The organism is Achromobacter sp. FW305-C-28 (genome assembly GCF_058783235.1).
Genome location: NZ_JBYSYL010000001.1, coordinates 824722 through 851520, shown reverse-complemented (window position 1 = coordinate 851520; position 26799 = coordinate 824722). Strand labels below are relative to the sequence as shown.

Here is a 26799-nt window from a genome sequence, read left to right as displayed (position 1 = left end):
ATTCCCGCGATTATGCCAGCGGCCGTAAAAAGGCCACGCCCGAAATGCCGGAACATTTCTGCGTGGCCTTTGCGGCGCCAGGGGCGCGCGGACAGCTGGACGCCCCTACTTGTTGGCGGCGCCCTCGATTTTCTCGCCGCCGCGCTGGATGTCCTTGCCGGCACCTGCAACGGTATTGCACCCCGCCGTCAGGGCGGCAATCGAAAGCATCATGACAAGAATGACTTTGTTCTTCATGGGCATCTCCTATCGAGGCGTGGAAACCGAAGCCAGCATACCGCAAAGGCCGCCGTTTGCGCAGGGTGGTCCTCTTGCCCGCGCCGCCGCGGCCTGCGTGCGACCGAATGGTCACACCGCAAGGCGCTGCGCGCTTGTCGCCTATTTGCCGGCAATGGATTAGGATTCGCAAATGACCAAGAAACACCTATCGGAAAACAACGATGGCGGCTCGCCGCAGGCGTGGGGCTGGGAACAGCCGCAATGCCGCGGGCAAGCCGCATTGGCGCTCTTCATCGACGATCTGCACCGTATCTTGCAGAACCATGCCGCGGGCCAGTTGGCCGACAGCAGCACGCTGGCCGACGCGCAGGAACAGGTCGATGACCTGCTGGCGCGCTACAACGGCATTGCCGCGGCACCCGAGATTTTCCTGGGCCAATCGGTCCAGCTCAAGGAAGGCGTCGACCGCAATGGCGTTTCGCATACGGTACCCATTTTCTCGGCGCGCCTGAAACAATCGCTGGTCGCGATGCTTGGACAAGGACCCGGCTGACCCCTCATCCGGCGCGTGCCGCCGGTGGTCAGCCAGAACAGCTCAAACGAGGGAGACCGCACAATGAATACAGACAATGTCGTAGAGTTCCTCCGCTTGCTGTCGCTGGACGTGTCGCTGGGTGCTGCCGCCCAGCACGCTGCCGGCCAGGCGGATGCGCCTCTGGCGTTGGCTCGCCTGGCCACCGCGCACGGCTTGCCTTGCAGCGCTTCTGACTGGTCTGTATTCGCCCGCAGCTGTCTGGATGCCTCGGAAGCGGCCGACGCCGAAATGCCTTCAGGCGAGGCCAAGATCTGGCAACTGGTGCAGGACCCCGGCCAGGATGCCAGCATGCCCGCCAGCGCCATCACCCGAGTCATCGGCATCGTCGCGCAACCGGACGGCGGCCTCGTCGTGGGCCACGTCGTCAATGAACTGCCGCGCCCAGGCCTGGGCGTACAGCCTTACCCCAGCGGCTCCTGAGCCCGGCATTTCGCTGCCCCCGGATCCGCCCCCCAGCCTCACGCACTGGCGCCCGCCAGGAAATCCGCCACGCCCCGCGCCGCGACGCTGCCGCTGGCCATGCACGCGGTCAGCAGATAGCCGCCCGTCGGCGCTTCCCAATCCAGCATTTCACCCGCGCAAAAGACGCCAGGCGCCGAATGCAGCATCAGCCCGGCCGTCACCGCCTGCAAGCTCACACCGCCGGCCGTGCTGATGGCCTCGTCGATGGGCCGCGCCCGCACCAGCCTGATGGGCAACGCCTTGATCAGCCCACCCAGCCGCTCAGCATCGCGAAAATCATCCGCCCCCGCACATTCGCGCAACAGTCCCGCCTTGACCCCTGTCAGCCCCAACCGGCTCTGCAGATGGCTGGACATGGACCGCGCGCCGCGCGGATGCGTCGCCGCGGCCATCACCTTTGCCGGCGTCCAGTCCGGCGCCAGATCCAGCAGCGCAATGGCGTGCCCCGCGGCGTCGATCTGGTCGCGCAGCGGCGCCGACAAGGCATACACCAGGCTGCCCTCGATGCCGTTTTCAGTCACCACGAACTCCCCCTGGCGGACGCGGCCGGGGCCAGTCGCGCCGACCGCGCGCATCGCCACGGACTTGACCGGCTGCCCGGCATGACGTTCACGAAAATGTTCGGACCAGGCCACGTCGAAACCGCAATTGGCCGGGCGCAACGGCGCTACATCGACCCCGTGCGCCGCCAGCCCGGGGAGCCAGGCGCCGTCCGAACCCAGCTTGGCCCAGCTGCCGCCGCCCAGCGCCAGCACCACGGCATCGGCCGTTTCACTGCGTTCGCCCTGCGGCGTATCAAAGCGTAGATCGGACGCCGAGGGCGCGATCGTGGCGGGCCAGCCCAGCCAGCGATGACGCATGTGAAAACGTACGCTGCTGGCGCGCAGCCGGGTCAGCCAGGCACGCAGCAAGGGCGCCGCCTTCATCTCGGACGGAAACACGCGGCCGGACGAACCGACAAAGGTCTCGATGCCCAGTTGCCGCGCCCATTCACGCAGGCCATCGGCATCCAGCAAGCGCAGCCAGGGTTCGACGTGCGCGGCGCGGTCGCCATAGCGAGCCAGGAACGGCGCGGCAGCCTCGCTGTGCGTCAGGTTCAGGCCGCCCCGGCCGGCCATCAGGAACTTGCGGCCCACCGACGGCATGGCGTCATACACGTCGACCGCCAGCCCCTGCGCGGCCAGGCCTTCGGCCGCCATCAAGCCAGCGGGGCCGCCGCCGATGACGGCGACGCGCTTGGGGGAGATGCTCATGGCGTCGCCGCCTGGGCGCAGTCGATGGACGGATGCGGGTGCAAAGACATGGAGAAGCGAGTGGGAATTACCAACGGGGAAATACTCAAGGCGGCAGTACCAAGGCGGTCGGTGCCGCCGGGGCAGCGATTGTCGCACGCGAGCCTGGGGCGCCGCCCCGATCACCCCGATGGGACAAAAAAATGCCCCGAATGGGGCATTTATTCATCGATGGATACAAGCCTTTGATATTACAGGGATATTACGACATGCACAGCGACTATCCCAAGGCTTGTCCACAATCGCTGTGGGTAACTTGCGCCGGCTAGGCGTTGCCCGCGGCCTGCATTGGCCCCGACCAGGGTTCGGCGTCGAGCTGAAAACGCAGTTCCTGGTATTCGCCATCGACCGAGACCGACCGCAACAGCCCCGCGCCCAACGCCTGGCCCAGCGCCCGGCGGCACAGGGTTTCGGGATCATCTGGCAGCGACTGGAATACCCCGTCGGGGATACGCAGCCGCAACAACGCCTGGGGATCGCCCCGTTCGGCCGGTCGGCCGATATGGATGTGGGCCGGATAGCCATGCGGGCACCAGATGCCCACGTGATACTTGCCTTCGGTGCCGGTATCGGCCACGTAGCCGGGATGATCGTATTTTGCTGTGCCCATGGACCCTCCTCGAGTGCGGCGAACTAGCGCGCGTAGCCCATGGTAGCGCAGCGTCCGGCGACTGTGCGGCCGCAAAACCCAGGGAAACTCCGGGCTGGAACGATGACTTGATGCAAGGCAAGGAGGGGGCGAAAAAAAACCGCGACCTGTGTCGCGGTTTTTTTTCGTGGCACCCTGGGCAGGCTATAAAAGCACATTGCCGATGGGGCCAGGGACTGCTTGAAACTGGTTGCGGGGGCAGGATTTGAACCTACGACCTTCGGGTTATGAGCCCGACGAGCTGCCAGACTGCTCCACCCCGCGTCTGATGTGTGAATCATACATCATTTTGAAATCTTGTGCAGCGCACCCAGGCCATTTCGCCGATTATTTTTGCTGACGGCCCGAAAAACACCTCGGGCGAGTGCCCAGAAACGCTGCCCCGCGCGGGGAACATCCAGGCAGATCGCCTGCGATCGGCCAAGCGCCGTCAGCATCAGCGGACCGCCTTGCGGCACGGCGTAGCTTTCGCCCGCATTCAAGCGGACCGGCGGCGGCAAATGCCGGCCTGGCGGCACTTCCGAGCGATAAGGCGGCTCGACGACGAGCAGGCTGCCACTGACGCACACGACCGTCGCGCCGCCGCGCAGGTGTAGTTGCCGGGTGGCGCCGGACAGGATTTCAAACCGCTGGGCGGGCAATTCTGGGGCGGGAAAAAGGGCCATGGTCATCTCCAATCTGACCCCTGTAGCCTACGAGCCCCCTGCTTTGCGCAACAGCCACACAATCCGGCTTTCTGTACCGATGCAGACTCTCGATTTTGACGCTGTTCTGGTGTACTTTGCGTGAATCTGTGCCTACCCTCACACCAACCTAGGGGAGCATGATCGGCGCATGGAACCGCAACCGCTCTATCTACGCCTGGCCAACCACTACCGGCGCGCCATCCAGACGGGGGTCCTGGCCCCGGCGCAACGCATGCCGTCGGTGCGCACGCTGGTGCGTACCCATCATGTCAGCCTGTCCACCGCCCTGCAGGCCTGCCGACTGCTCGAAGACGACGGCCTGATCGAGGCCCGCCCGCGCTCCGGCTACTTCGTACTCAAGCCGCGCCGCAGCAGCATCCCGCCCGTAGACGAACCGGATATTCGCCAGACCCTGGGTGCCGCGCAATACGTCGGCATCCATGACCGGGTCTCGGACTTCGTGGCCAAGTGCGAGGCCCATCCGGTCAGTGCGAATTTTGCGCTGGCCGCGGCGCTGCCGGACGCCTACCCGATGGAAGACCTGAAACAGGCCATGATCCGCACGCTGCGGCAATCGCCCCAGGTGCTGGTCAGCCCGGTGCCGCCGCAAGGTCATCCGGATCTGCGCACCGTGCTGGCGCGCCGCGCGCTGGCCAACGGCATCAATGCCACCCCCGACGACGTCATCGTGACGCACGGCTGCATCGAGGCCCTGAACCTGGCGCTGCGCGCCGTGGCGCGCCCGGGCGATACCATCGCGGTCGAATCACCCACCTATTTCGGCCTGCTGCAGATACTGGAAAGCCTTGGCATGCGTGCGCTGGAAATTCCCACCAGCCCGCAGCACGGCCTGTCCATCGAAGCGCTGGACCTGGCCTTCCAGACGCACGGCAACATCCGCGCGGTCGTGGTCGTACCCAACTTCCAGAACCCGCTGGGCTGCGTCATGCCTGACGCCGAAAAGGCCCGCCTCGTGGCGCTATGCGAGCGCCAGCAGGTGCCGCTGATCGAAGACGACACCTATGGCGCACTGACCGACGACGACACGCCCCTGGCCGCCGCCAAGTCCTGGGACCCGACCGGCAACGTCATCTACTGCTCGTCGCTGCACAAGACACTGGCGCCCGGCATGCGGCTGGGCTGGCTGCTGGGCGGCCGCTGGAAGGCCCGCATCGCCATGCTGAAATTCGCGCAAAGCCGGCCTAACGAACCGCTGGCGCAGATCGCAGTGGCCGACTACCTGGGCTCGCGCGCCTACGACCGGCACCTGGCGCGATTGCGCCGGCAATTGAAGACCCAGCGCGACCAGACCGCCGAAATCATCGCGGCGCACTTCCCGCGCGGCACGCGCTTGAGCGTGCCCAAGGGCGGCATGCTGCTGTGGGTGGAAATGCCCGAAGGGCGCTCAGGGCTGGACGTGTTCGAAGCCGCGCTCAAGCAAGGCATCCGCGTCGCGCCGGGCGCAATGTTTTCCAACAGCACCCGCTACAACCACTTCCTGCGCATCAGTTGCGGCCAGCGGCACACGCCGGACATCGCGCAAGCGCTGGGCACCCTGGCGCGCATCGTCGGCGAGCGCCCCGCATGAATCCGCACCTGCACCAGTTCATCGTCGACTACGGCCTGTGGGCGGTCTTTGGCGGCACCCTGCTCGAAGGCGAAAGCGTAGTGGTGCTGGCGGGCTTCCTGTCGCACCAGCGCTTGCTGCATCTGCCCTACGTCATGCTGTGCGCATTCGCCGGTTCATTCCTGGCCGACCAGGCGCTGTTCTACCTGGGGCGGCGCTACCGCGATCATCGCTTCGTAGCGCGAATCCGCGCGCAGCCCGCATTTGGCAAGGCGCTGGCCGCCATCGACCGTTATCCGCACGGCTTCATCCTGGCGCTGCGCTTCCTGTATGGCCTGCGCACGGTGGGGCCGGTTGCGCTGGGGGTGTCGCGCGTGTCGCCCCTGCGTTTTCTGGTGCTCAATGCCATTGCAGCGGCAATCTGGGCGGTGTGCTTCAGCCTGGTGGGCTATGTGTTCGGCGAGACCATCGAGTCGATGCTGGGCCGTTTGCACGGCGTTGAGACCAAGCTGGCGGTGGCCGCGGCCATCGGCATTGCGGTCTGGCTGGTCTACCGCCTGTATGCGCGGCGGCGGCGCGAGCAAGGCTGACGGAATTCCGACCGACCGTGGACACGCCTTGTCGGCCGCTCCTGACCCGCCGTTTCAGAACACCAGCTTGCCGCTGGCCAGCATGACGTGGCGGCGCCGCGCCTTGCGATACAGCGGGCCGATGAACGGCAGCAGGGCCAGCCGCCGCAGGATGGGATGACGCTGGTCGAAGTCGTGCCACGCCTTGAAGCCATGGCCCAGGCGTTCCCAGCTTTCACGCGCCTCGGGAGAAAGTTTGCCGGGGTCGAACGCCGCCAGCTTTGCCGCTTCCGAAACACGCGCCGCCAGGGGCTTGTTCCGGTATTCCAATGGATACTGATTCCGCATGGGGCCGCATATTACCCGGCTTGGCGGGTGCGTGCCGGCCTCGCAGGCATGGCGGTTACAGAGCCATTTGGCGCGGCCTTTGATCGCCTTTTGCAAGCCCTTGTAATCAAAGGAAAAAGGCTGTCTATGCCCGCACTATCCCAAGGCTTGTCCACAGAAGTTGTGGGTAACTTTGCCGGCGGCAGCCGGCCGAAGGCCTACTTCAGGGCGGCGATGACCTGGTCGCGCACGCTTTCGAAGCCCGCCACGTACTGCGGATTTTCCGAACGGGCCAAGAGGCTGGAGTAGTTCTGTTCGAGCTGGGCTTCGATGGCTTCGCGCAGCCCGGGCGAACCCTTGGCCAGATGCAGCATCGTCAGCAACGCCGAATTGAGCGCGTCGATGCGGCCGCCCTGGTGCGAGATGGTGTGCACGATGACCGCGATTTGTTCCTGGGTGTCCATGGGTAAGCCTCCTGGCAATGATGTCGGCGCAAATCCTAGCATGGGTGCGCCTGGCCGCTGGGCAAGCCCTGCCGCCCGCGCTAGCATGAAGCGTAGCGCGGCCCGGACGGCGCTGCGCAACCGGAGCGTGCCCATGAAGACGATCCAGAACTATCTGCCCCCGGATGCCGCGTCGCTGCAGCGCTTGCAGGAACGGCTGGGCTACAGCGATGCGCAAATGACCGAACTGGCCGGACTGGACCACGCCACGCCCTGGTCCAGCTATGTTGGCGGTCCGCAGCCGCGCACCCTGGGCCGACAACGGCTGATTGCCATGGCCGCCCGGCTGGCGCTGGATGAGGCGGCATGGCAGCGCGTGCTGGCCGCCATGCGCGATGCCGGCGCGCGCTTTGACTATGGTGCACCCGCCGCCGCGCCGACGCCGCCGGCCCCCGCCCCCAGCCCCGAAGAAGAAAGCAAGTTCGGCATGCGCCTGGTCAGCGACCACGGCGCCTTCCACGAAATGGAGCAGCTGCGCGAGTTCGCGCACTTTGCCAACGAATTCGGCGTCAGCGAACTGGTGCGCGCCGCCCGCTACGACAGCGGCGCCGACCTGTGCCGCTTCACGCTCGATGCCGCGCAGGCGCAAGACCCGGTGCGCCGGGATCGCGTCTTCGATGCCGCATTCAAGACCATCACGCGCTTCGAGTTCGACGGCCGCGTCTACCAAGGCGGCATCCCGCCCGAGTCCGACGGTTGAATCCCGGCGAGCCCGCTTGCGCGGACACCCCACGCGGGCACATTGACTTGCGCCGCGTCGCCCTTGTATGGTCGGGCGCATGAACGAACGCCTAGACGCCATCGACCGCCAGCTGCTCAGCCTGTTGCAGGCCAACGCCCGCGAGCCCGCCGCCATCCTGGCGCGCAAGCTGGGGCTGGCCCGCACCACCGTGGTGGCGCGCATCGCCCGACTGGAACGCGAGAGCATCGTGTCCGGCTATGGCGTGCGCCTGGGACGCCTGCTGGAAGAAGCCGCGGTACGCGCCTACTGCTTCATCAGCGTGTTGCCCAAGACGCCCGCGGCGGTGATCCGCGAGCTCGAGAAAATGCCGGAAGTCGAAGAGGTCTCGTCGGTCAGCGGACCATACGACTACCTGATTTTCCTGCGCTGCGAGACCCACGAACAGCTGGACGCGCTGCTCGACCGCATCGGCTTGATCGATGGCGTGAAGCAGACCCAGACGTCCATCGTGCTCAGCCGCAAGGTCGACCGCCGCAGCGCGGTCGGCGCTCCCTGAGCCTGGCCGGATGCCATCCGGCGCCCCTTGCGCCCTACCCGCAGGGACGGCCGGGGCGGCATAATGCTGTAATGTCGTTTATCACCCCTTACGGATCTCCCATGCTTGCACGCCTTGCCTCCGCTTCCGCCCTGCTCATCCTGCTGGCCGCCTGCTCCAGCATGAGCGAAGTGACGTCCACCGGCAAGAATAGCTACAGCGTCACGTACAGTTCAGGCACGCAGCTGCTGACCTGGGTCGAGATCAAGAACCAGGCGCTGCAACGCGCCGATCAGTACTGCCAGTCCATCGGCCGCAAGCTGCAAAAGCCCGCCGTCACGTCCAACCACGCGACGGGCCTGGGCTCCAAGCGTGCCACGGTCAATTTCGAATGCGGCGCGATCGATCCGCCCAAGACCGACAAGCAATAAGCCAGGAACCATCGTGAAGACTCCGCCGCCCGTGGGAATCACCATGGGGGATGCCGCCGGCATCGGCCCCGAAATCGTCGTCAAGGCCTGTGCCCAGGGTTTGAATGCCCCCTGTGTCGTCTACGGTGATGTGGGCGCGCTCCGGCGCGCCGCCGCACTGCTGGGCGCGCGCCTGGACATCGTCGAGATCGCCCATGCCGGCCTGGCGACGGGCGACGCCGGCCAGATCGAAGTCATTGCCTGCGGCCCCGCCCTGCCGCCCGACCTGCCCTACGGCCAGGTCAACGCGGCAGCCGGACGCGCCGCCTACGATTACGTCTGCGCCGCCATCGACGACGCCCAGGCCGGCCGCATCCGCGCCATCGTGACGGCGCCGCTGAACAAGAAGTCCATGCACGAAGGCGGCATCGACTATCCCGGCCACACCGAAATCCTGGCCGAGCGCTCGGCCACGCAGGATTTCGCCATGATGCTCGCCAACGATGAACTGCGCGTGCTGCTGGTGACCATCCACGTGGCCCTGGCCGACGTCATGGCGCGCATCACGCCGCTGGCGGAACTGACCGCCATGCGGCTGGCCGATCACGCCTGCCGCCAGATGGGCATCGCGCAGCCGCGCGTGGCAGTGGCCGGCTTGAACCCGCACGCCGGCGAAGGCGGCAAGTTCGGCCGCGAAGACCTGGACATCATCGAACCGGCCATCCGCCAGGCGCGCGACGAAGGCATCGACGCCAGCGGCCCCTGGCCCGGGGACACGGTCTTCATGCGCGCGCGCCGCGGCGAATTCGACATCGTAGTGGCTCAGTACCACGACCAGGGCCTGATCCCGGTGAAGTACCTGGGACTGGACCACGGCGTCAACGTCACGGTGGGCCTGCCGTTCGTGCGCACCAGCGTCGACCACGGCACCGCGTTCGACATCGCTGGCAAAGGGGTCGCGGACCAGGCCTCGCTGGTGGCGGCCTTCGACCTGGCCTTGGCCATGACGCCCTGAGCCTGCCCGCGCGACCCGGGTCTACAATACGCCCCGATTCCGGCGCCTGCCGTGCGCCGCCGCTTTCCGTTCTACCCCTACCTCCAATGTCACGCCTTGCCCGTCTCCTGCCCGACCGCTTCACCCTCTACCTGATCTGCACCGTCATCATCGCCAGCATCGTCCCCGCCCACGGCCAGGGCGTGGTGGTGTTCGGCTGGATCACCAACGTTGCGGTCGGCCTGCTGTTCTTCCTGCACGGCGCGCGCCTGTCGCGCGAGGCCATCATCGCCGGCCTGACCCACTGGAAGCTGCACCTCACCATCTTCTCGGCCACCTTCCTGATGTTCCCGCTGCTGGGCCTGGCGCTCAAGCCCGTGCTGGAACCGCTGGTGACGCCCGAGCTCTACCTGGGCATCCTGTTCCTGTGCTGCCTGCCCGCCACGGTGCAGTCGGCCATTGCCTTCACCTCGATGGCGCGCGGCAACGTGCCCGCGGCCGTCTGCAGCGCCTCGGCCTCCAGCCTGCTGGGTATTTTCCTGACGCCGCTGCTGGTGGGTACGGTGGTGGCCAACGCCGGCAGCGCGCCGATCTCGTTCGACGCCGTCGGCAAGATCATGCTGCAGCTGCTGCTGCCCTTCGTGCTGGGCCAGTTCGCCCGCCGCTGGATCGGCGCCTGGGTGCACAAGCGCAAGGCGATGCTGAAGTTCGTGGACCAGGGTTCGATCCTGCTGGTGGTCTACACCGCGTTCTCGGAAGCCATCAACGAGGGCCTGTGGAGCTCGACGCCGATCCCCGCCCTCCTGGGCCTGGTGGTCTGCTGCGCCGTGATCCTGGCGCTGGCGCTGGGCCTGTCGGCACTGGCGGGCAAGGTGCTGGGCTTCAACGTAGCCGACCGCATCACCCTGCTCTTCTGTGGTTCCAAGAAAAGCCTGGCCAGCGGCATCCCCATGGCACAGGTGCTGTTCGCTGGCCACGCCGTGGGCGCCATCGTGCTGCCCCTGATGCTGTTCCACCAGATCCAGCTGATGGTCTGCGGCGTGCTTGCCGCGCGCTACGGCAAGCGGCCCGAATCGGAAGAGTGAAATTCCGGCTGCCCAATGAAAAACCGCGCCCAGGCGCGGTTTTTTTATTGGCCGAAGCGACGGCGATCAGTACATGTCCTTGGGCTGCGCGCCCGAGAAGTTCAGGAAGCGCGTGCTGGAGCCCTGGAAGGTCAGGCGCACCGTGCCGATCGGGCCGTTACGCTGCTTGCCGATGATGATCTCGGCCGTGCCCTTGTCCGGCGAATCGGGGTTGTAGACCTCGTCGCGGTAGATGAACAGGATCACGTCGGCATCCTGTTCGATAGCGCCGGATTCGCGCAGGTCGCTCATCACGGGACGCTTGTTGGGACGCTGTTCCAGGCTTCGGTTCAGCTGCGACAGCGCGATCAGCGGGCAGTTCAGCTCTTTGGCCAGACCCTTGAGCGAACGGCTGATTTCCGACACTTCGGTGGCGCGGTTTTCGCCCGAACCGTTACCCGACATCAGCTGCAGGTAGTCGATGATGATCAGGCCTAGCTGGCCGCACTGACGCGCCAGGCGGCGGGTGCGCGCACGCACTTCCATCGGGCTGAGCGCGGGAGTTTCGTCGATGTAGACCTGCGCGTCCTGCATGAGCTGCACGGCGTGGGTCACTCGCGGCCAGTCTTCGGCGATGAGCTTGCCGGTCCGCATGCGGTGCTGGTCGAGCAGGCCAACCGAACCCAGCATACGCATGGCCAGCTGCACGGCGCCCATTTCCATGGAGAACACGGCTACCGGCAGACCCTGCTCGATGGCCACGTGTTCGCCGATGTTCATCGAGAACGAGGTCTTGCCCATGGACGGGCGGCCGGCCACGATGATCAGGTCGCCGCCCTGCATGCCCGAGGTCATCTTGTCCAGGTCGGTGAAGCCCGTGGGCACGCCGGTGACGTCGGAGCTGCCTTCGCGGTGGTAGAGCTCGTCGATGCGCTCGACCACCTGCGTGAGCAGCGGCTGGATTTCCTGGAAGCCGGCGGCGCCACGTGCGCCTTCCTGGGCGATCTGGAACACCTTGGACTCGGCCTCGTCCAGCAGTTGGCGCGCTTCCTTGCCCTGCGGGTTGAGTGCGGCCGATGAGATTTCGTCGGCGATGGACACCAGCTTGCGCAGCATGGCGCGCTCGCGCACGATCTCGCCGTAGCGGCGGATGTTGGCGGCCGACGGCGTGTTGTGCGCCAGAGCATTCAGGTAGGCCAGACCGCCGGCGTCTTCGGCCTTGCCGGCGCTGATCAGCGATTCATTGACCGTGATGACGTCGGCCGGGCGCGCCAGCCCGATCAGGCGGGCAATGTGGTGCCAGATCAGCCGGTGGTCGTGGCGGTAGAAGTCTTCTTCGACCAGCACGTCGGCGATGCGGTCCCAGGCCGAATTGTCGAGCAGCAGGCCGCCCAGGACCGACTGCTCCGCCTCGATGGAATGAGGGGGAACGCGCAGGTATTCGAGCTGGGGATCGGCGGGTGTATTCATGGCTTCAATAGTAACGGCTGCAGGATATCCGCGACGCGGAAAAATCCCTGCACATCGCGCGACGGCAGGCGGCCCAGCAGGGGGCGCAGGGGCGTGGCGATGAAAGTCAGCACCCGGGTCAGGCGGCGCAGGCGCGCCTTGACTTCGGGGTCGGGGTTGCATTCGAAGTAGACCTCGAGCGCCAGTTTACCCAGCGTGCGGCCCACGTCGTCGGGCAATTTACGCAAAGACGCCAGCGAAGCCAGCATCTGGAAGAGGTCATAGGCCTGGGCCAGCGGACGCGACAGCGTCGAGCCGATGTTCTCTTCGAAATCGATGCGCCACAGTTCACCGTCCTGCAAAGTGATGTTGCGGATCTGGGCACCACCGTGCCACAGCCCGCGGGCATGGAAGGCAGCCAGGTCGGCCGCGGCCGCGCGGGCCAGCCACAGGCGCGAGGTGGTGTCTTCGTTGCGGATCAGGTCGGCCAGGTCTTCGCCCACGAATTCCAGGACGAGCAGGCCCTGTTCCTGCCACCACACTTCAGGCACGCGGCAACCGGCCTGCAGCAACTGCTGCAGGCGCCGCGCCTCGTGCTCCAGGCCATTGCGCAGCAGCACGCCAGGACGCGGAAATTCGCCCAGGAACAGCTTGCAGCCCACGCCCAGAAACAGCGCCCGCACATAGCGCAACGCATAGCTGACACCTCGCGCAAAGCTGGGGCGGCGGCGTTTGATGATGCAGCGCACCCCATCGATGGTCGCATCCCGCACTGACGGCTCGGTCTCGGCGTTCAGGCTGTCGAGCCAGGCGCGCAATCCGGCAGGCGCATTGTGGTGGACGGGCGGCTGGGTCAAAAGGTCCTCTGTACAAAACAGCGTGCGACAGGCGCGCAGCCCGAAAGACTACACGCAAATGTCCACGGGCAAAGGCGGTAAAAGCATGGCAAAAAGAAAAAAAAGCCGGCACGCGGGCCGGCTTTTTTTACCGCGAAGTCCGGATCAGGACAGTTCGCCTTCGATCAGCACGGTGACGTCGACAACGACGTCGGCGTGCAGGGCGACCTGGACCGGGAATTCGCCGACGGCCTTCAGCTGGCCATTGGGCAGACGCACTTGCGCCTTCTCGATGCCTTCGAAACCGGCCTTCTTCAGACCTTCGGCGATGTCGGCGTTGGTGACCGAGCCGAACAGGCGACCGTCGACGCCGGCCTTCTGGGCGATCTTCAGCTGGAAGCCGTTGACGCGCTCGCCCAGGGCTTGGGCAGCGGCCAGCTTCTCGGCCTGGACCTTTTCCAGCTCAGCGCGGCGAGCTTCGAATTCCTTCAGGGCGGCGTCGGTTGCGCGACGGGCCTTCTTCTGGGGAATCAGGAAGTTGCGGGCGTAGCCATCACGCACGCGAACGACTTCGCCGAGGTTGCCCAGGTTGACGACTTTTTCGAGCAGAATAACTTGCATTTCAGTGCCCCGGATTAGTTGTGGTTGTCGGTGTAAGGCAACAGGGCCAGGAAGCGCGCGCGCTTGATGGCGGTGTCCAGCTGGCGCTGGTAGATTGCCTTGGTGCCGGTCAGGCGAGCCGGGATGATCTTGCCGTTTTCTTGCACGAAGTCGCGCAGGGTGTCCAGATCCTTGTAGTCGATCTCTTCGACGCCGGCTGCGGTGAAGCGGCAGAACTTACGACGCTTGAAGAGCGGGTTCTGCTGCGTGAATTTGCGTTTTTCTTTGCGTTTTCCGAAGAAAGCCATGATATGTGCCTCTATGTTTGAGGGGACCGGTTCAGCCCTTTTCGGGCCCGATTCCCCATAACCTATCCGTATTCAGAAGGCGCTCTCGCGCCCGTTGCCCTTTCCCGTCAAGCCACCAGCGGATCGCGTCCTGCGCTGCCGCTGATCTTGCGTGCCTGCTGCAGATGCAGCTTGAACTTCACCGAGTCCTTGCGGACGGGGGCCAGAAACCCCTGCACCTGCAATTCGGACCCCAGCGTCGTTCCTTTCAACAGCAACGCCAGATCGCCCAGTGCCACGGCCGAGATCGTCAGTTCCACACGGCGCGGATGGCCGGCTTCGATGACCTCGGATTCGTGCGCCAGCACCATTTCCAGTGCGGGCAGGCCGGCGGGAGTGTGGCGCAAAGGCTCGCATTCGAGAACGCGGGCGCTGAGTTCCAGCTTGTTCATCCTGCCAGGCACCAAGGGGACTTCATGGGTGGGCTCTGCGTGAGCCCTGCTTACTCGGCCTGAGCCGCGACAGCTTCCGCCGAAGCCTTGCGGGCTTCTTCACGCTCGACCGACTTCATCATGATCGAGGGCGTGGTCTGGGCCTTCTTGGTCTTGATGACCAGGTGGCGCAGAACGGCGTCGTTGTAGCGGAACGAGTGTTCCAGCTCATCCAGCGTGGCTTGGCCGCACTCGATGTTCAGGCAGACGTAGTGAGCCTTGACGAGCTTCTGGATCGGGTAGGCCAGTTGACGGCGACCCCAGTCTTCCAGGCGGTGAACCGAGCCGCCTTGGCCCGTGACCAGCGCTTGGTAACGCTCGACCATGGCGGGCACTTGCTCGCTTTGGTCGGGGTGAACGATAAACACTACTTCGTAGTGACGCATGAGTAAAACTCCTTGAGGATGTCTTGCACGCCGTTTTCCAGTGCTTTCTCTATCACTGGTCTTTTGCTTCAGACTTGGCTTGCAAGGGGCAGCCCGCTACCCAAAAAGCATGGGTGGTCGAGCAAGAAAGCTCTCGATTATCACCGATCGGGCCTGCCGATGCAAGCCGCGCAAGGCTCAAGAAATAGGGGACGTGTTACTCGGACCGCTCTGCCCCACCCCTTGCGGCGCATCCGCAACGCCGATGGGCTGGGGCCGGCTGACGAAGCTGACCATCACGTAGCTGATGATCATGAGCAGGAACCACGAACCCAGCTTGGCCATCGACACCATCTGCCAGACCTGGGCCTGGCTGGGATAACGCCAGGCATTGGCGAAGGTGCCGATGTTCTCGGCGAACCAGATGAACAGCGCCACCAGCACGAAGCCCAGCAACAGGGGCATGCGCCGGTAGTCGCGCCAGATGCGGAAATACACCCACGTGCGCGCGAACAGCACCGCGGTCAGGCCGAACAGCGCCAGCCGAAAATCAGGGACAAAATGGTGCGAGAAGAAATTCACATAGATCAGCACCGACAGCGCCGCCGTGGCGGCCAGCGGCGGATGGGCCCGGAAGCGAAAGTCGAACAGGCGCCAGACGCGGGCCAGGTAGCTGCCGACCGCCGCGTACATGAAACCGGTGAATAGCGGCACGCCGCCGATGCGCAGCACGCTGGCCTCGGGGTAGATCCAGGACCCCGCCGCCGTCTTGAACAGTTCCATGCCGGTGCCCACCACATGGAACATCAGGATGACCTTGGCCTCGCCCCAGGTTTCCATGCGCAGGGCCAGCAGCGCCGCCTGGATGCCCAGCGCGGCCAGCGTCAGGAAATCGTAGCGGGCGAGCCAGGCGTTCTGCGGATACCACCAGTGCGTGGCCAGCAGCAAGGCGCACATCAGGCCGCCGAACAGGCAGGCCCACGCCTGCTTCACGCCGAAGCGAAAGAACTCATAAAGGGCCAGGCCAAAACGGCCGCGGCCGGCCAGGTGTCCGGCCAGCCGCGCTTCCCAATCCGCCAGTCTCGCGATGAGCGGCCAGTCGGTGGCCGCCGGATGACTCACAGCAGGGCTCAGCCTTCCACGACGGCGTAGGCCGAGTGGTTATGGATCGATTCGAAGTTCTCGGCCTCGACGCGGTAGCGGGCGATGCCCGGGTGGGCGTTCAGGCGAGCCGCCACGTCGCGCACCAGGTCTTCGACGAACTTGGGGTTGTCGTAGGCGCGCTCGGTGACGTATTTCTCGTCGGGGCGCTTGAGCAGGCCCCAGAGCTCACACGAGCCTTCGTCTTCGATCAGGCGGATGACGCCGTCCATGCTGATGTCGGATTCCAGGATGGCCGAGACCGTGACGTGCGAGCGCTGGTTGTGCGCGCCGTACTCGGAAATGGCCTTGGAACACGGGCACAGGCTGGTCACCGGCACCTGCACGACCAGTTCGAATTCGACCTGGTCGCCCTGGGCGCGGGCGATCCACTGGACTTCGTAGTCCAGCAGGCTTTGCACGCCGGAGATCGGGGCGGACTTGTTGATGAAGTACGGGAAAGCGGCCGTGATGTCGCCACGTTCGGCGTGCAGCAGCGGCAGCATGTCGGCGGCCATGGCGCGGAACAGCGTCGGCGTCATGGGGGTGCTGCGGTACTTTTCGAGCAAGGCCACGAAGCGGGACATGTGCGTCCCTTTTTCTTCGGGGGGCAGCGCCACCGTCAGGGTCCAGTTGGCCACGGTGCCCTGGGGCGAACCGTCGGCGTTCTCGATGAGCATGGGGTGGCGCACGCCACGGATGCCCACGCGCTGGATCGGGATGTGCCGCGTATCCGCCGAGCTCTGGACGTCGGGCATCACAATGGCGGGGTCGATCGGAGAATTCATTTCGGCTTACCTGTCTGGGCGACGAGCGTGGCGTAGGCACGCAGACCCAGGAATCTTTAAGAGGGGCCCATTATCGCCCAAAGTCCAACGAGCGCCAGGGAAAACCCTTTCATTCGTAGGCTGACGGGGCCGGAACACACTGTTTCGCCAGGCGGGCCAAATACGGCGTGGGCCCGCCCGACAGACGTCAGCCCAACAGCGCGGCGTAACGGGTGCGGATCGATTGCTCGATGCCCGCGGCATCCAGGCCGATACCGGCCAGGAGCGCCATCTGGTCGCCGTGGTCGATGAATTCGTCCGGGAAGCCCAGTTGCAGGACAGGAACCAGCACGCCTTCGGCGCTGAGCACTTCGAGCACGGCGCTGCCGGCCCCGCCCATGACCGAGGCGTCTTCGATCGTGACCAGCGCGTCGTGGCGGCTGGCCAGGTCCAGGATCAGGGCGCGGTCGATGGGCTTGACGAAGCGCATGTCGGCCACCGTGGCATCCAGCTTTTCGGCGGCGGCCAGCGCAGGCTGCACCAGGGTGCCGAAACCCAGGATGGCGATCTTGCGGCCTTCGCGGCGCACCACGCCGCGGCCGACCTCGACCGCATCCAGGCCAGGCGCCTCAGTAGCGCCGCAACCCGCGCCACGCGGATAGCGCACCGACGCCGGGCCGGGATACTGATAACAGGTGGACAGCAACAAGCGGGTCTCGGCCTCGTCGGACGGGGTCGCGACCACCATGTTGGGCACGCAGCGCAGGAAGGCCGTGTCGTAGTTGCCCGCATGGGTGGCGCCGTCGGCGCCGACGATGCCGGCGCGGTCCAGCGCGAACGTGACGTCCAGGTTCTGCAGCGCCACGTCATGGATGAACTGGTCGTAGCCGCGCTGCATGAACGTGGAATAGATGGCCACCACGGGCTTTTGCGCTTCGCAGGCGATGCCGGCGGCGAAGGTCACGGCATGCTGCTCGGCGATGCCGACATCGAAGTAGCGCAAGGGGAAGCGCTTTTCGAATTCGACCAGGCCGCTGCCCTCGCGCATGGCGGGGGTGACGGCGACCAGGCGGGAGTCCTGTTCGGCCATGTCGCACAGCCAGGTGCCGAACACCTGGGTGAACGTGCGCTTGCCCGGCGCCTTCGACTGCTGGATACCGACGGCAGGATCGAACTTGCCCGGACCGTGATACAGCACCGGATCGGCTTCGGCAAGCTTGTAGCCCTGCCCTTTCTTGGTGACCACGTGCAGGAACTGCAAGCCTTGCAGCGCTTTCAGGTTCTGCAGCGTGGGGACCAGCGCATCCAGGTCGTGGCCATCGATGGGGCCGACGTAGTTGAAGCCGAATTCCTCGAACAGCGTGGCCGGCGTGACCATGCCTTTGGCGTGCTCTTCGAAGCGCCGCGCCAGTTCCAGCACGGGCGGCACGTGTTGCAGCACGGCGCGGCCGACGTTCTTGGCGGCCGCGTAGAAGCGACCGGACATCAGGCGGGCCAGGTAGCGGTTCAGCGCCCCCACCGGCGGCGAGATCGACATGTCGTTGTCGTTCAGGATCACCAGCAGGTTGATGTTGGGGGTGACGCCAGCGTTGTTCATGGCTTCGAAGGCCATGCCTGCCGACATGGCGCCGTCGCCGATCACGGCGATGTGCTGGCGCTGGACGCCCGCATTGCGCGAGGCCACCGCCATGCCCAGCGCCGCCGAGATCGAGGTGGACGAGTGCGCGGTACCGAAGGCGTCGTACTCGGATTCGCTGCGCTTGGGAAAGCCCGAGATGCCGCCCTGCTGGCGCAGCTTGGCCATGCCGCCGCGGCGGCCGGTCAGGATCTTGTGCGGGTAGGACTGGTGGCCCACGTCCCAGACGATGCGGTCATGCGGCGTGTCGAAGACCTGGTGCAGCGCCAGCGTGAGTTCCACGGTGCCCAGGTTCGACGACAGGTGGCCGCCGGTCTTGGAGACCGACTCCAGCACGAAGCCGCGCAACTCGTCGGCCAGCCGCTTGAGCTCGCGACGATCCAGGCGCTTGAGGTCTGCCGGGGATTGAATGCGGTCCAATAAATCTGTCGTCATGCTTGTATGGGGTTCGTTTGCCCGGCCTGCAGCCAGCCCGGACGGATCACGGTTCAGCGGTCTCGAAGGACGATGAAATCTGCCAGCTGGGCCAGGCGCGTGCCGGCATCGCCCAGCGGTTCGAGCGCGGCCAGCGCGGTTTCGCGCAGTTCGCCAGCGAAGGCGCGGGCCTCGTCCAGGCCCAGCAGCGACACGTAGGTGGGCTTGTTTTCGGCTGCGTCCTTGCCCGGGGTCTTGCCCAGGCTGGCGGAATCGGCGGTGACGTCAAGAATGTCGTCCACCACCTGGAAGGCCAGGCCCATGGCTTGCGCATAGACGTCCAGCGCCTGGCGCGAGGCCGAGCTGGCGCCCGCCACGATACCGCCCAGCGCCACGCTGCAGGCAAGCAAGGCGCCGGTCTTCAGGCCGTGCATGGTCTGCAGTTCGTCGCGCGAGAGCGCGCGGCCGACGCTGAAGAGGTCAATGGCCTGGCCGCCGGCCATGCCCTGGCTGCCCGCGGCGCGCGCCAGCGACTGAGTCGCCTGCACGATCAGCGCGGGCGCGATCGGCATGGACGCCAGCAGGTCGAAGGCCAGGGGCTGCAAGGCGTCGCCGGCCAGCATGGCGGTGGCTTCGTCGAATTGCACATGGGTGGTGGGGCGACCGCGGCGCAGGATGTCGTCATCCATGCAGGGCAGGTCGTCGTGCACCAGGGAATAGGCGTGGATCAGCTCGACCGCGGCCGCGGCGCGGTCCAGCGACGCCTCGACGGCCAACACGCTGCCGCTGACGGGGCAGGCCTGGCCTGCCGCGTAGACCAGCGCGGCGCGCACCCGCTTGCCGCCGCCCAGGACGGCGTAGCGCATGGCTTCGTGCAGGCGGGCGGGCATGGCGTCGGCGGGCGGCAGCAGATCGTCGAGCACGTCTTCGATGTGCCGCACACGACCCTGCAACCACTCGGGAAAAGCGAGTTGAGTTTGCTTCATCCGATTCTTATTCGTCATCCAGCGCCGCCGGGTCCAGGGGGCGCAGCAAATCGCCTTCCAGGACCTTCACCTGCTGTTCAGCCTGGGCCAAGCGGTCCTGGCAGACCCGCGTCAGCGCTACGCCGCGCCGGTAGGCAGCCAGCGATTGCTCAAGCGGCAACGAGCCGTCTTCCATGGCCGCGACCAGCGATTCCAGTTCGGCCAGGGCCGTTTCGAAATCCTGGGGCAAGGGACGGTCGCCGGTCTGCGGATCGGCTTGTGTGGGTTTGGCCAAACGGGTCTCCGAGGGCGCTAGGGGTGGATCAATCCGTGAATTGTACGAGATACCAGGACCGCGCCCCGACGCACCGCCTGACTCAACCCGACGAGCCCGCGAGCCCCGCGATGGCGGCCCGCAGCGCAGACGCCACCTGCGTGCGCAGACCGGCTTCGGGCAAGAGGCCCGCGGGGCCGCCGCAACTCATGACGAACACGCCTTCGCCCGTGACGGATGTGAATGGCACGGCGACGGCGTTGATGCCGGACTGCCACTCGCCAATGGCGAAGCAGCAGCCGGTGTCGGCCAGTTCGATGCGCGCGCGTTCGATCGCGGCCGCCGCGGGGGCGGCCGCGCCCAGGCGATCCAGCACGTCGGCGCAGGCAGCGGGCGGCAGGCTGGCCAGGTAGGCCCGGCCCATGGCGCTGTCCAGGCTGGCGCGGTAGCCCACCGGCAGCCGCAGATACAGGGCGGACGAGCCGTGGATGGCCTCGACGTAGGTCATGGCGTCGCCGTCGAACGCGCCCAACGCCACCGCGCCGCCTGTTTCTCGCGCCAGGTCGGTCATCGACGCCTTGGCCAGTTCGCGTACTTCCAGCCCGGCCAAGAGGCCAAAGCCCAGCGCCAGCACGCCATAGCCCGGCGAATACTTGCCGGTGTCCGGGTGGTAGCGCAGGTAGCCCAGCTCGGTGAGGGTGTAGGTGATGCGGCTGATGGTGGGCTTGGGCAGGCCGGTCAGCCGCGCCAGGTCCAGGTTGCCCAGCGCGGCCACGCCGGGCCGAAAGCAGCGCAGGACTTCCAGGCCGCGCGCCAGCGCGGTGATGAAGTCGGGCGACACGGGCCCTTCGCCCACGGCGCCGGCCCGCTTGCGACGGGCGGGGGCGCTCAACTCCAGCTTCTGGTCGGGCTTGGCAGCGGGATGGGGAATGCGCTTGGGGTCAGAAAAAGATTGCATTTCTATTCGCTTCGTTTTTATAGTTTATTTCGAATGCCAAAACTAAATTCCAATATACGGAATATTAATCCAGATTTCAAGGGGAAAACATGATTCGCAAACGCTACAAATTCCTGGCCGCCCTGCTGCTCGGCGTGGCCGCCCTGGGCAGCGCCCAGGCCGACACCTATCCGTCGCGTCCCATCAAGGTCGTGTCGCCCTTCCCGGCCGGCGGCGCCACCGACGTGCTGACCCGCGTGCTGGCCGAGCGCATGGCCAAGACGCTGGGCCAGCCGATGATCGTCGAGAACAAGGCCGGCGCCGGCACCTCGATCGGCGCCGCCTTCGTGTCGCGCGAACAGCCGGACGGCTACACCATCCTGATGGCCACCAATTCCACCCTGGTGACCAACCGCTATCTGTATAAGGAACTGCCCTACGATCCCGACGGCTTCGCGCCGATCGGCATGGTGGGCATCGGCCCGCTGGTGCTGCTGTCCAGCCCCAAGCGGCCGTTCAACAGCACCCAGGACATCGTGGCCTACGCCAAGCAGAACCCGGGCAAGCTGACCTTCGCCACGTTCGGCGCCGGCACCTCGTCGCACCTGGCAGGTGAACTGTTCAAGGAACGCGCGGGCATCGACATCCTGCACGTGCCGTTCAAGGGCGCGACCCAGGCGCTGCCGGCCCTGATCAGCGGCGACGTGGACCTGTTCTTCGACATGGTCGCCACCGGCATGCCGCAGGCCGAGGCCGGCAAGGTCAAGGTATTCGGCATCACCAGCGCCACCCGCCTGGCCACCGAACCCAACCTGGCGACGCTGGCCGAACAGGGCTACCCAGCCTTCGACATGACGGCCTGGTTCAGCTTCGTGGCCCCCAAGGGCACGCCCGCGCCGGTGCTGGACAAGCTGCAGACGGCGCTGGCCGAGACGCTGAAGGACGAAGCGGTGCGCAAACGCCTGCTGGACATGGGCATCGACCCGCGTTCCGGCACCGCGGCCGAGCTGGACAAGCAGGTCAAGACCGAACAGCCGATCGTGTCGCAACTGATCAAGCACGCCAACATCGTGCTGCAGTAGGTCGTGCGGCAATAGGTCGCGCGGCCATAAATCACGCGGCACCAAGACTCCCCGTGCGGTTTCCTGAAAAAACAGGCCCTAACGCCTGGATACAGAACCCGCACCACCCCGGCTGCTAAGGTGAAAAACGAAGGCGGGCGCCGCGCCCGCCCCCGTTACACCGACGCCCGGGAGCTCGATGCCACTGACCGATGACCGCTACGCCCGACTGGATGCCGCCCGTTGGCTGGCCGCCGCCGCGGTGGTGCTGCTGCACAGCGCCGCCCTGATCGTCAGCGAACCATCGGCCTACGGCAACGGCGCCTGGCTGGCCGCCAATCTGTACGATTCGGCGGCCCGCTGGTGCGTGCCGGTGTTCGTGATGGTCAGCGGCGCGCTCCTGCTGGACCCATCCAAACCGCAGGACGCGCGCCGTTTCTACACCCGGCGGATGGCGCGGATCTGCGCGCCGCTGGTGTTCTGGACCCTCTTCTACCTGGTGTGGCGCACCGGCCTGGACTGGTGGGACGACGGCCGGGTGGACTTTTCATTCTGGCCCCGCAAGGTTGCCCAGGGCGAGCCGTACTACCACCTCTGGTACCTCTACATGATCGTGGGCCTGTACCTGTTCGCGCCCCTGGTGCGCGCGCTGTACGTGCGCAGCACGCCGCAATCGCGCTCGCTGTGGGTGGTGGGCATCCTGGGGCTGGCGATCCTGGAGGCCCTGTACCGACGCGCATTGGGCGCGCAGCCCGGCTTCTTCCTGACCTGGTTCCTGCCCTACCTGGGCTATTTCGTCGCGGGACGCCAGATCTTCGACGGTGAAATGCGGGTGCCGCGCCCGGCGTGGGTGCTGGCCGCCAGCGTGGCCGCCACGGCCCTGGGCGTGCACCTGATGTCCAATGGCCGAACGCTCGACACCTACTTCTATGACTACTTCAGCCTGACCGTGCCGTTCATGTCGCTGGCCGCGTTCCAATGGATCGTGTCGTCGCCCCGCGTGCCACGGCTGGCCGCGCTGGCGCCCTTGACCTTCGGCGTGTACCTCATCCATCCGGTGTTCCTGGACTTGGCGCATCGCGCCGGCGCCTTTACCGGCGGACGCAACGACGCCTGGACCGTGCCCCTCTTGACCCTGGCAGTGTTCGCGCTGTCGGCCGCCAGCAGCTGGCTGCTCAGGCGTCATCCGGCCACGCGCAGACTGGTCTGAAAAACCTACGCCGCGAAGGGTTAATCGGCTTTTGCGCAGGGTCAAATCGGGGTGCCCTGATCTTCACCAAGCTTCACCGATCTTCACGGGCGTGGGGAAAAGGGTTGGGGTACAATTTGCGGCCCCAAGCTCAAGCCGTGCCGGCTTTTTATCGCCGGGCCGCCCCAAGAAAGACGCCCCTGTGAGGGGCATCCAGCCAAAGGCAGCCAGCCCACCGGCATTGAACCCAACGATGTGGGCGCGGCTTTTGGGGGGAAATATTCATCCGAGCGGAGGGAATCATGACCGACATCGGTCGGATGGCACATGTTGTGCCAGCTCGCACCCAGCTACCCGTCAGTGCTTATTTTGACGAAGCCCTCTTTGCCCGCGAGCAAGAACTCATTTTCAAGCAATCCTCGCAGTACGTCGGCCACCAGAAGCTGGTGCCTGACGTCGGGGATTGGCGTACGTTGGCCCAGGAAAGCGGAGGGCGCGTGCTGGTTCGCAACCAGCAAGGCGTTGAACTCATCTCAAATGTCTGCCGCCACCGCCAGGCATTGATGCTGGGCGGCCAGGCCGGCGACGTCACGGGCACCTGCAATTCGCACGGCAACCTGAAGGCCACCGGCGGCAACATCGTTTGCCCGCTGCACCGCTGGACGTACAACAACCAGGGTGAGTTGCTGGGCGCGCCGCAGTTCGAGACGACGCCCTGCATGAACCTGCAGAAGTTCCGCCTGCGCGATTGCCACGGCCTGCTGTTCGAAGGCCCGCGCGATCCGGCCGCCGACATGGCGCCGCTGTTCTCGCGGCCCGAGTTCGATTTCGGCGACTACGTGCTGGACCACGTCGAAGTGCACCAGTGCAACTACAACTGGAAGACCTTCATCGAGGTCTATCTCGAGGACTACCACGTCGGCCCGTTCCATCCGGGCCTGGGCCGCTTCGTCACGTGCGACGACTTGACCTGGGAGTTCAACGACTGGTACAGCCTGCAGAAGGTCGGCGTGCACAACGCGCTGGCGCAGCCAGGTTCCGATGTGTACAAGCAATGGCACGATCGGCTGCTGTCGTTCCGCGAAGGCGACGCCCCGGATTTCGGCGCGGTCTGGGTTACGTATTTCCCGACCCACATGATCGAGCTCTATCCGCACGTGCTGGTGCTGTCGACGCTCTACCCGAAGAGCCCGCAGGAAACCGTGAACGTGGTCGAGTTCTACTACCCCGAGGAAATCGCCGCCTTCGAGCGCGAATTCGTCGAGGCGCAGCGCGCGGCCTACATGGAAACGGCCATCGAAGACGACGAGATCGCCGAACGCATGGACGCCGGCCGCAAGGCCCTGATGCTGCGCGGCGTGAACGAAACCGGCCCCTACCAGTCGCCGATGGAAGACGGCATGCAGCACTTTCACGAGTGGTATCGCCGCATCATGCAAGAACGGCTGTAACGCCCCCCTTCATGAAAAAAAGGCCTTGCGATCGCAAGGCCTTTTCTTTTGGGGCGAGGTCTCGGGCGGCCGCTAGCGCCGTCGCCCGGCCATCGCGTCAGCGTCCCAGCACGCCCGCCACGGTGCGCTCGCCGATGGCCAGCCCCACCGTCATGCCCACGCCCGAATGCATCACCGCCACCGTCGTGGCCGTGTCCACCGGCAGCACCGAGAACGGCGCCGGCCCGTGCGTGCCATACACGCCCTGCCAACGTTCCAGCACCCGCAGCCGTGCACCAAGCGCCTGCGATGCCAGGTCCAGCATGGCGTCGTCGACGGCCTCGTCGTTGAACGGAAACGCGTCCTGGCCATAACGATGCGAATCGCCGATGATCAGCTCGCCATGCGGCGTGGGGCTGATCAGCAGGTGGATGCCGTTTTCCAGCAGCATGGGGCTGCGCGCCTGGATCACGTCGCGCAGCGCCAGCGCAGACGGCAGGTCGGAAAACGCGCCGTAGTGCACGCAGGACAGCCCCGTCAGCAACGGCCGGTCCAGCGCCATGGGACGCGTCTCGAAGGCGGCGCGCAGCATCTGCAGGCGCGTCACTTCCAGGTTCAGCGGCGCAAAGTGCTCGGGCAGCAGCGTCAGGTAGTCGTGGCCCGGGCAGACGAACACGTGCGAGCCCGCGAAGTCGCCCGCGGTGGTGGCGACCTGCCCCTGCTCGACGGCGCGCGCCAGCGTGCCGGTGATGAATTGCACCCCCAGCGATTCGGCCAGGTAGCGGGTGATGGCGGGCAGCGCTTCACGCGAATAGATCTGCAGGTCGTCCTGACCGTGCAGCGCGGCGCAGTGATGCGCCAACTGGCCGTCGTACAGCTTGGCCACTTCGCGGCCCGACAGCAGTTCGGCGCGATAGCCTTCCTGGCGCAGGCGGGTCTGGGCGAATTCGTCCAGCACCTCGGCCTCGTCGGCATTGCGCGCCAGCACCAGCGCGCCGTTGGCGCGAACATGGAACTGCGCCTTGTCGGCCAATTCCAGCCACAGCTCGCGCGCCTGCTGGGCGTGCGACAGCATCATGCCCGGCGCCTGGCCGGTCACGATGACCTGGCCGAAGTTGCGGATGGTGGCGCCGTGCGCCTGGCGGCTGCGCTCGATCACGGCCACGGACAGGCCGCGCTTGGCGGCCGCCCAGGCGTGCGCGATGCCGAGCATGCCCGCGCCGACCACGATTACGTCGAATTTTTTCATCTGAATGGCAATGCGAGAAGACTGGCGGGGGAAGCGCCCGCAGGCGCTTCCCGGCTTGCGGCCCGAAGGCTTACTTCTTCTTGGGCTCGGACTTGCCGTCGTAGCGGCGGGTCCACTCGGCGATGATGCGTTCGCGGTTGGTGGCGGCCCAGACGAAGTCGTTCTTGATCATGCGCTTGGTCAGGTCGGCCGGCAGGTTGGGGTTGGACGTGGCGATCGAGGGAATCGCGAGCACGGCGAAGTTGGCCTTGTACAGCTCGTTGGCTTCGCGGCTGGCCGAGAAGTCAGCCAGCTTGCGCGCGGCTTCCAGGTTCTTGGTGCCCTTGACGATGGCGGTGGCTTCGACTTCCCAGCCCAGGCCTTCCGACGGGAACACGGCTTCGACCGGAGCGCCGTCGGCCTTCAGCTTGGCGGCACGGTAATCGAACGACACGCCGATCGGGAACTCGCCGGCGGCAGCCATGTTGCAAGGCTTCGAACCCGAGTGCGTGTACGAACCGATGTTCTTGTGCAGGGCGTCCATGTAGGCCCAGCCCTTCTCTTCCCCGAAGATCTGCAGCCAGGCGCTGACGTCCAGGAAGCCCGTGCCCGACGAGGCCGGGTTCGGCATGACGATCTTGCCGGCGTAGACCGGCTTGGTCAGGTCTTGCCACGAGGTGGGCTTGGGCAGCTTCTGCTTTTCGGCTTCGACGGTGTTGAAGCAGATGGCGGCGGCAAAGCCGTCCATGCCGACCCAGGTGGGCTCGGCCTTGGCATCGCGCATGTTGGCGGCGATCTGGTCCAGGCCCTTGGGGGCGTAGGGCTGCAGCATGCCTTCCTTGTCCATCAGGCCCAGCGAGGTGCCGGCCAGGCCCCAGATCACGTCGGCCTTGGGGTTGTTCTTCTCGGCCAGCAGCTTGGCGGTGATGATGCCGGTGGAATCACGGACCCACTGGATCTTGATGTCGGGATTGGCCTTCTCGAAGGCGGCCTGGTAGACCTTGATCTGGTCCGCTTCCAGCGCCGTGTAGACGGTCAGCGAGGTTTCGGCGGACGCGGCGCCCATCGTGCCCATCAGGGCGGCGGCCAGTGCAAGCAGCTTGAAGCGATTCATGAGGAAACTCCGTGGGTGAGCGGAAAAAAGGGTGAGTCGGGTCGCCACGGCGGGCCGATGCC

General features: G+C 65.9%; 32 protein-coding genes and 1 tRNA gene. 12 read left to right on the top strand and 21 right to left on the bottom strand.

The window, feature by feature from the left end; genetic code table 11:
- Positions 1-105 precede the first annotated feature (105 nt).
- Entirely contained in the window at positions 106-237 is a 132-nt protein-coding gene (locus AC3WMR_RS03935; protein WP_025140279.1) for an entericidin A/B family lipoprotein, read from the bottom strand.
- 172 nt (positions 238-409) lie between these two features.
- Here AC3WMR_RS03935 and AC3WMR_RS03930 point away from each other — a divergent pair, with 172 nt between their 5' ends.
- Positions 410-772, top strand: coding sequence for a hypothetical protein (locus AC3WMR_RS03930; RefSeq protein ID WP_492262730.1), 363 nt, complete (start codon positions 410-412; stop codon positions 770-772).
- A 63-nt stretch (positions 773-835) separates the two neighbouring features.
- Positions 836-1234, top strand: coding sequence for a hypothetical protein (locus tag AC3WMR_RS03925; RefSeq protein WP_492262729.1), 399 nt, complete (start codon positions 836-838; stop codon positions 1232-1234).
- A 38-nt stretch (positions 1235-1272) separates the two neighbouring features.
- On the opposite strand, the gene AC3WMR_RS03920 is transcribed toward AC3WMR_RS03925, so the two are convergent.
- The 4 genes from AC3WMR_RS03920 to AC3WMR_RS03905 all read right to left on the bottom strand — a co-directional run bounded on the left by AC3WMR_RS03920 (position 1273) and on the right by AC3WMR_RS03905 (position 3882).
- Positions 1273-2529, bottom strand: coding sequence for a TIGR03862 family flavoprotein (locus tag AC3WMR_RS03920; RefSeq protein WP_492262728.1), 1257 nt, complete (start codon positions 2527-2529; stop codon positions 1273-1275).
- 304 nt (positions 2530-2833) lie between these two features.
- Positions 2834-3178, bottom strand: coding sequence for a hypothetical protein (locus tag AC3WMR_RS03915; RefSeq protein ID WP_025140275.1), 345 nt, complete (start codon positions 3176-3178; stop codon positions 2834-2836).
- 226 nt (positions 3179-3404) lie between these two features.
- Positions 3405-3481: transfer RNA gene (locus AC3WMR_RS03910), tRNA-Met, on the bottom strand.
- Positions 3482-3501: 20 nt separating this feature from the next.
- Entirely contained in the window at positions 3502-3882 is a 381-nt protein-coding gene (locus AC3WMR_RS03905) for a hypothetical protein (RefSeq protein ID WP_492262727.1), read from the bottom strand.
- 169 nt (positions 3883-4051) lie between these two features.
- Between AC3WMR_RS03905 and AC3WMR_RS03900 the strand changes: the two genes are divergently transcribed.
- Together AC3WMR_RS03900 and AC3WMR_RS03895 are read left to right on the top strand one after the other, a co-directional pair.
- The gene (locus AC3WMR_RS03900; protein WP_492262726.1) at positions 4052-5491 is read left to right on the top strand and encodes an aminotransferase-like domain-containing protein; all 1440 of its coding nucleotides are present in this window, start codon (positions 4052-4054) and stop codon (positions 5489-5491) included.
- Positions 5488-6060, top strand: a complete 573-nt coding sequence (locus AC3WMR_RS03895; protein WP_492262725.1) for a DedA family protein — start codon at positions 5488-5490, stop codon at positions 6058-6060. The genes AC3WMR_RS03900 and AC3WMR_RS03895 overlap by 4 nt, the downstream gene beginning before the upstream one ends.
- Positions 6061-6114: 54 nt before the next feature.
- Here the strand turns inward: AC3WMR_RS03895 and AC3WMR_RS03890 are convergent, their stop codons facing one another.
- Positions 6115-6369 (bottom strand): hypothetical protein, encoded by a 255-nt coding sequence (locus tag AC3WMR_RS03890; RefSeq protein WP_232786612.1) that lies wholly within the window; start codon positions 6367-6369, stop codon positions 6115-6117.
- Between the two features lie 215 nt (positions 6370-6584).
- Complete coding sequence (locus AC3WMR_RS03885; protein WP_025140270.1) at positions 6585-6830, bottom strand: hypothetical protein; 246 nt, start codon at positions 6828-6830, stop codon at positions 6585-6587.
- A 133-nt stretch (positions 6831-6963) separates the two neighbouring features.
- Between AC3WMR_RS03885 and AC3WMR_RS03880 the strand changes: the two genes are divergently transcribed.
- From AC3WMR_RS03880 to AC3WMR_RS03860, 5 genes are all read left to right on the top strand, one after another.
- Entirely contained in the window at positions 6964-7569 is a 606-nt protein-coding gene (locus tag AC3WMR_RS03880; protein ID WP_492262724.1) for a hypothetical protein, read from the top strand.
- A 79-nt stretch (positions 7570-7648) separates the two neighbouring features.
- Entirely contained in the window at positions 7649-8107 is a 459-nt protein-coding gene (locus tag AC3WMR_RS03875) for an Lrp/AsnC family transcriptional regulator (protein WP_492262723.1), read from the top strand.
- 101 nt (positions 8108-8208) lie between these two features.
- Positions 8209-8517: a hypothetical protein gene (locus AC3WMR_RS03870; protein WP_492262722.1), complete on the top strand. Its 309-nt coding sequence runs from the start codon at positions 8209-8211 to the stop codon at positions 8515-8517.
- A 13-nt stretch (positions 8518-8530) separates the two neighbouring features.
- Positions 8531-9511 (top strand): 4-hydroxythreonine-4-phosphate dehydrogenase PdxA, encoded by a 981-nt coding sequence (gene pdxA / locus AC3WMR_RS03865; protein ID WP_492262721.1) that lies wholly within the window; start codon positions 8531-8533, stop codon positions 9509-9511.
- A gap of 86 nt (positions 9512-9597) precedes the next feature.
- Positions 9598-10575 (top strand): bile acid:sodium symporter family protein, encoded by a 978-nt coding sequence (locus tag AC3WMR_RS03860; RefSeq protein WP_492262720.1) that lies wholly within the window; start codon positions 9598-9600, stop codon positions 10573-10575.
- Positions 10576-10641: 66 nt separating this feature from the next.
- On the opposite strand, the gene AC3WMR_RS03855 is transcribed toward AC3WMR_RS03860, so the two are convergent.
- The 12 genes from AC3WMR_RS03855 to AC3WMR_RS03800 all read right to left on the bottom strand — a co-directional run bounded on the left by AC3WMR_RS03855 (position 10642) and on the right by AC3WMR_RS03800 (position 20736).
- The gene (locus tag AC3WMR_RS03855) at positions 10642-12024 is read right to left on the bottom strand and encodes a replicative DNA helicase (RefSeq protein ID WP_175193926.1); all 1383 of its coding nucleotides are present in this window, start codon (positions 12022-12024) and stop codon (positions 10642-10644) included.
- Positions 12021-12860 (bottom strand): RIO1 family regulatory kinase/ATPase domain-containing protein, encoded by an 840-nt coding sequence (locus AC3WMR_RS03850; RefSeq protein ID WP_025140263.1) that lies wholly within the window; start codon positions 12858-12860, stop codon positions 12021-12023. Before AC3WMR_RS03850 ends, AC3WMR_RS03855 begins: the two co-directional genes overlap by 4 nt.
- A 144-nt stretch (positions 12861-13004) precedes the next feature.
- Entirely contained in the window at positions 13005-13460 is a 456-nt protein-coding gene (gene rplI, locus AC3WMR_RS03845; protein WP_025140262.1) for a 50S ribosomal protein L9, read from the bottom strand.
- A gap of 14 nt (positions 13461-13474) precedes the next feature.
- A complete protein-coding gene (rpsR, locus tag AC3WMR_RS03840; RefSeq protein ID WP_006218308.1) occupies positions 13475-13747 on the bottom strand; it encodes a 30S ribosomal protein S18 in 273 nt (90 codons plus the stop codon).
- A 107-nt stretch (positions 13748-13854) separates the two neighbouring features.
- The gene (gene priB / locus AC3WMR_RS03835) at positions 13855-14178 is read right to left on the bottom strand and encodes a primosomal replication protein N (protein WP_492262719.1); all 324 of its coding nucleotides are present in this window, start codon (positions 14176-14178) and stop codon (positions 13855-13857) included.
- Positions 14179-14228: 50 nt separating this feature from the next.
- The gene (gene rpsF / locus AC3WMR_RS03830; RefSeq protein WP_006393715.1) at positions 14229-14603 is read right to left on the bottom strand and encodes a 30S ribosomal protein S6; all 375 of its coding nucleotides are present in this window, start codon (positions 14601-14603) and stop codon (positions 14229-14231) included.
- Positions 14604-14780: 177 nt separating this feature from the next.
- Positions 14781-15704, bottom strand: a complete 924-nt coding sequence (locus tag AC3WMR_RS03825) for a DUF817 domain-containing protein (RefSeq protein ID WP_492262718.1) — start codon at positions 15702-15704, stop codon at positions 14781-14783.
- Between the two features lie 8 nt (positions 15705-15712).
- Positions 15713-16510, bottom strand: coding sequence for a GTP cyclohydrolase FolE2 (gene folE2 / locus AC3WMR_RS03820; RefSeq protein WP_006393713.1), 798 nt, complete (start codon positions 16508-16510; stop codon positions 15713-15715).
- Between the two features lie 187 nt (positions 16511-16697).
- Positions 16698-18560 (bottom strand): 1-deoxy-D-xylulose-5-phosphate synthase, encoded by a 1863-nt coding sequence (gene dxs, locus AC3WMR_RS03815; protein ID WP_492262717.1) that lies wholly within the window; start codon positions 18558-18560, stop codon positions 16698-16700.
- A gap of 53 nt (positions 18561-18613) precedes the next feature.
- Positions 18614-19525 carry a polyprenyl synthetase family protein gene (locus tag AC3WMR_RS03810; protein ID WP_492262716.1) on the bottom strand — a complete coding sequence of 304 codons (912 nt, stop codon included), beginning with the start codon at positions 19523-19525 and terminating at the stop codon, positions 18614-18616.
- Positions 19526-19532: 7 nt separating this feature from the next.
- A complete protein-coding gene (locus AC3WMR_RS03805; RefSeq protein ID WP_492262715.1) occupies positions 19533-19799 on the bottom strand; it encodes an exodeoxyribonuclease VII small subunit in 267 nt (88 codons plus the stop codon).
- Positions 19800-19881: 82 nt separating this feature from the next.
- The gene (locus AC3WMR_RS03800; protein WP_492262714.1) at positions 19882-20736 is read right to left on the bottom strand and encodes an IclR family transcriptional regulator; all 855 of its coding nucleotides are present in this window, start codon (positions 20734-20736) and stop codon (positions 19882-19884) included.
- Between the two features lie 89 nt (positions 20737-20825).
- Here AC3WMR_RS03800 and AC3WMR_RS03795 point away from each other — a divergent pair, with 89 nt between their 5' ends.
- The 3 genes from AC3WMR_RS03795 to AC3WMR_RS03785 all read left to right on the top strand — a co-directional run bounded on the left by AC3WMR_RS03795 (position 20826) and on the right by AC3WMR_RS03785 (position 24416).
- A complete protein-coding gene (locus AC3WMR_RS03795) occupies positions 20826-21797 on the top strand; it encodes a Bug family tripartite tricarboxylate transporter substrate binding protein (protein ID WP_175193920.1) in 972 nt (323 codons plus the stop codon).
- Positions 21798-21975: 178 nt separating this feature from the next.
- A complete protein-coding gene (locus AC3WMR_RS03790; RefSeq protein WP_492262713.1) occupies positions 21976-22986 on the top strand; it encodes an acyltransferase in 1011 nt (336 codons plus the stop codon).
- A 281-nt stretch (positions 22987-23267) separates the two neighbouring features.
- Positions 23268-24416, top strand: coding sequence for an aromatic ring-hydroxylating oxygenase subunit alpha (locus AC3WMR_RS03785; protein ID WP_492262712.1), 1149 nt, complete (start codon positions 23268-23270; stop codon positions 24414-24416).
- A 97-nt stretch (positions 24417-24513) separates the two neighbouring features.
- Here AC3WMR_RS03785 and AC3WMR_RS03780 read toward each other — a convergent pair whose 3' ends face one another.
- Positions 24514-25644 (bottom strand): TIGR03364 family FAD-dependent oxidoreductase, encoded by a 1131-nt coding sequence (locus AC3WMR_RS03780; RefSeq protein WP_175193917.1) that lies wholly within the window; start codon positions 25642-25644, stop codon positions 24514-24516.
- A gap of 70 nt (positions 25645-25714) precedes the next feature.
- Positions 25715-26737 (bottom strand): putative 2-aminoethylphosphonate ABC transporter substrate-binding protein, encoded by a 1023-nt coding sequence (locus AC3WMR_RS03775; RefSeq protein WP_492262711.1) that lies wholly within the window; start codon positions 26735-26737, stop codon positions 25715-25717.
- Between the last annotated feature and the right edge of the window lie 62 nt (positions 26738-26799).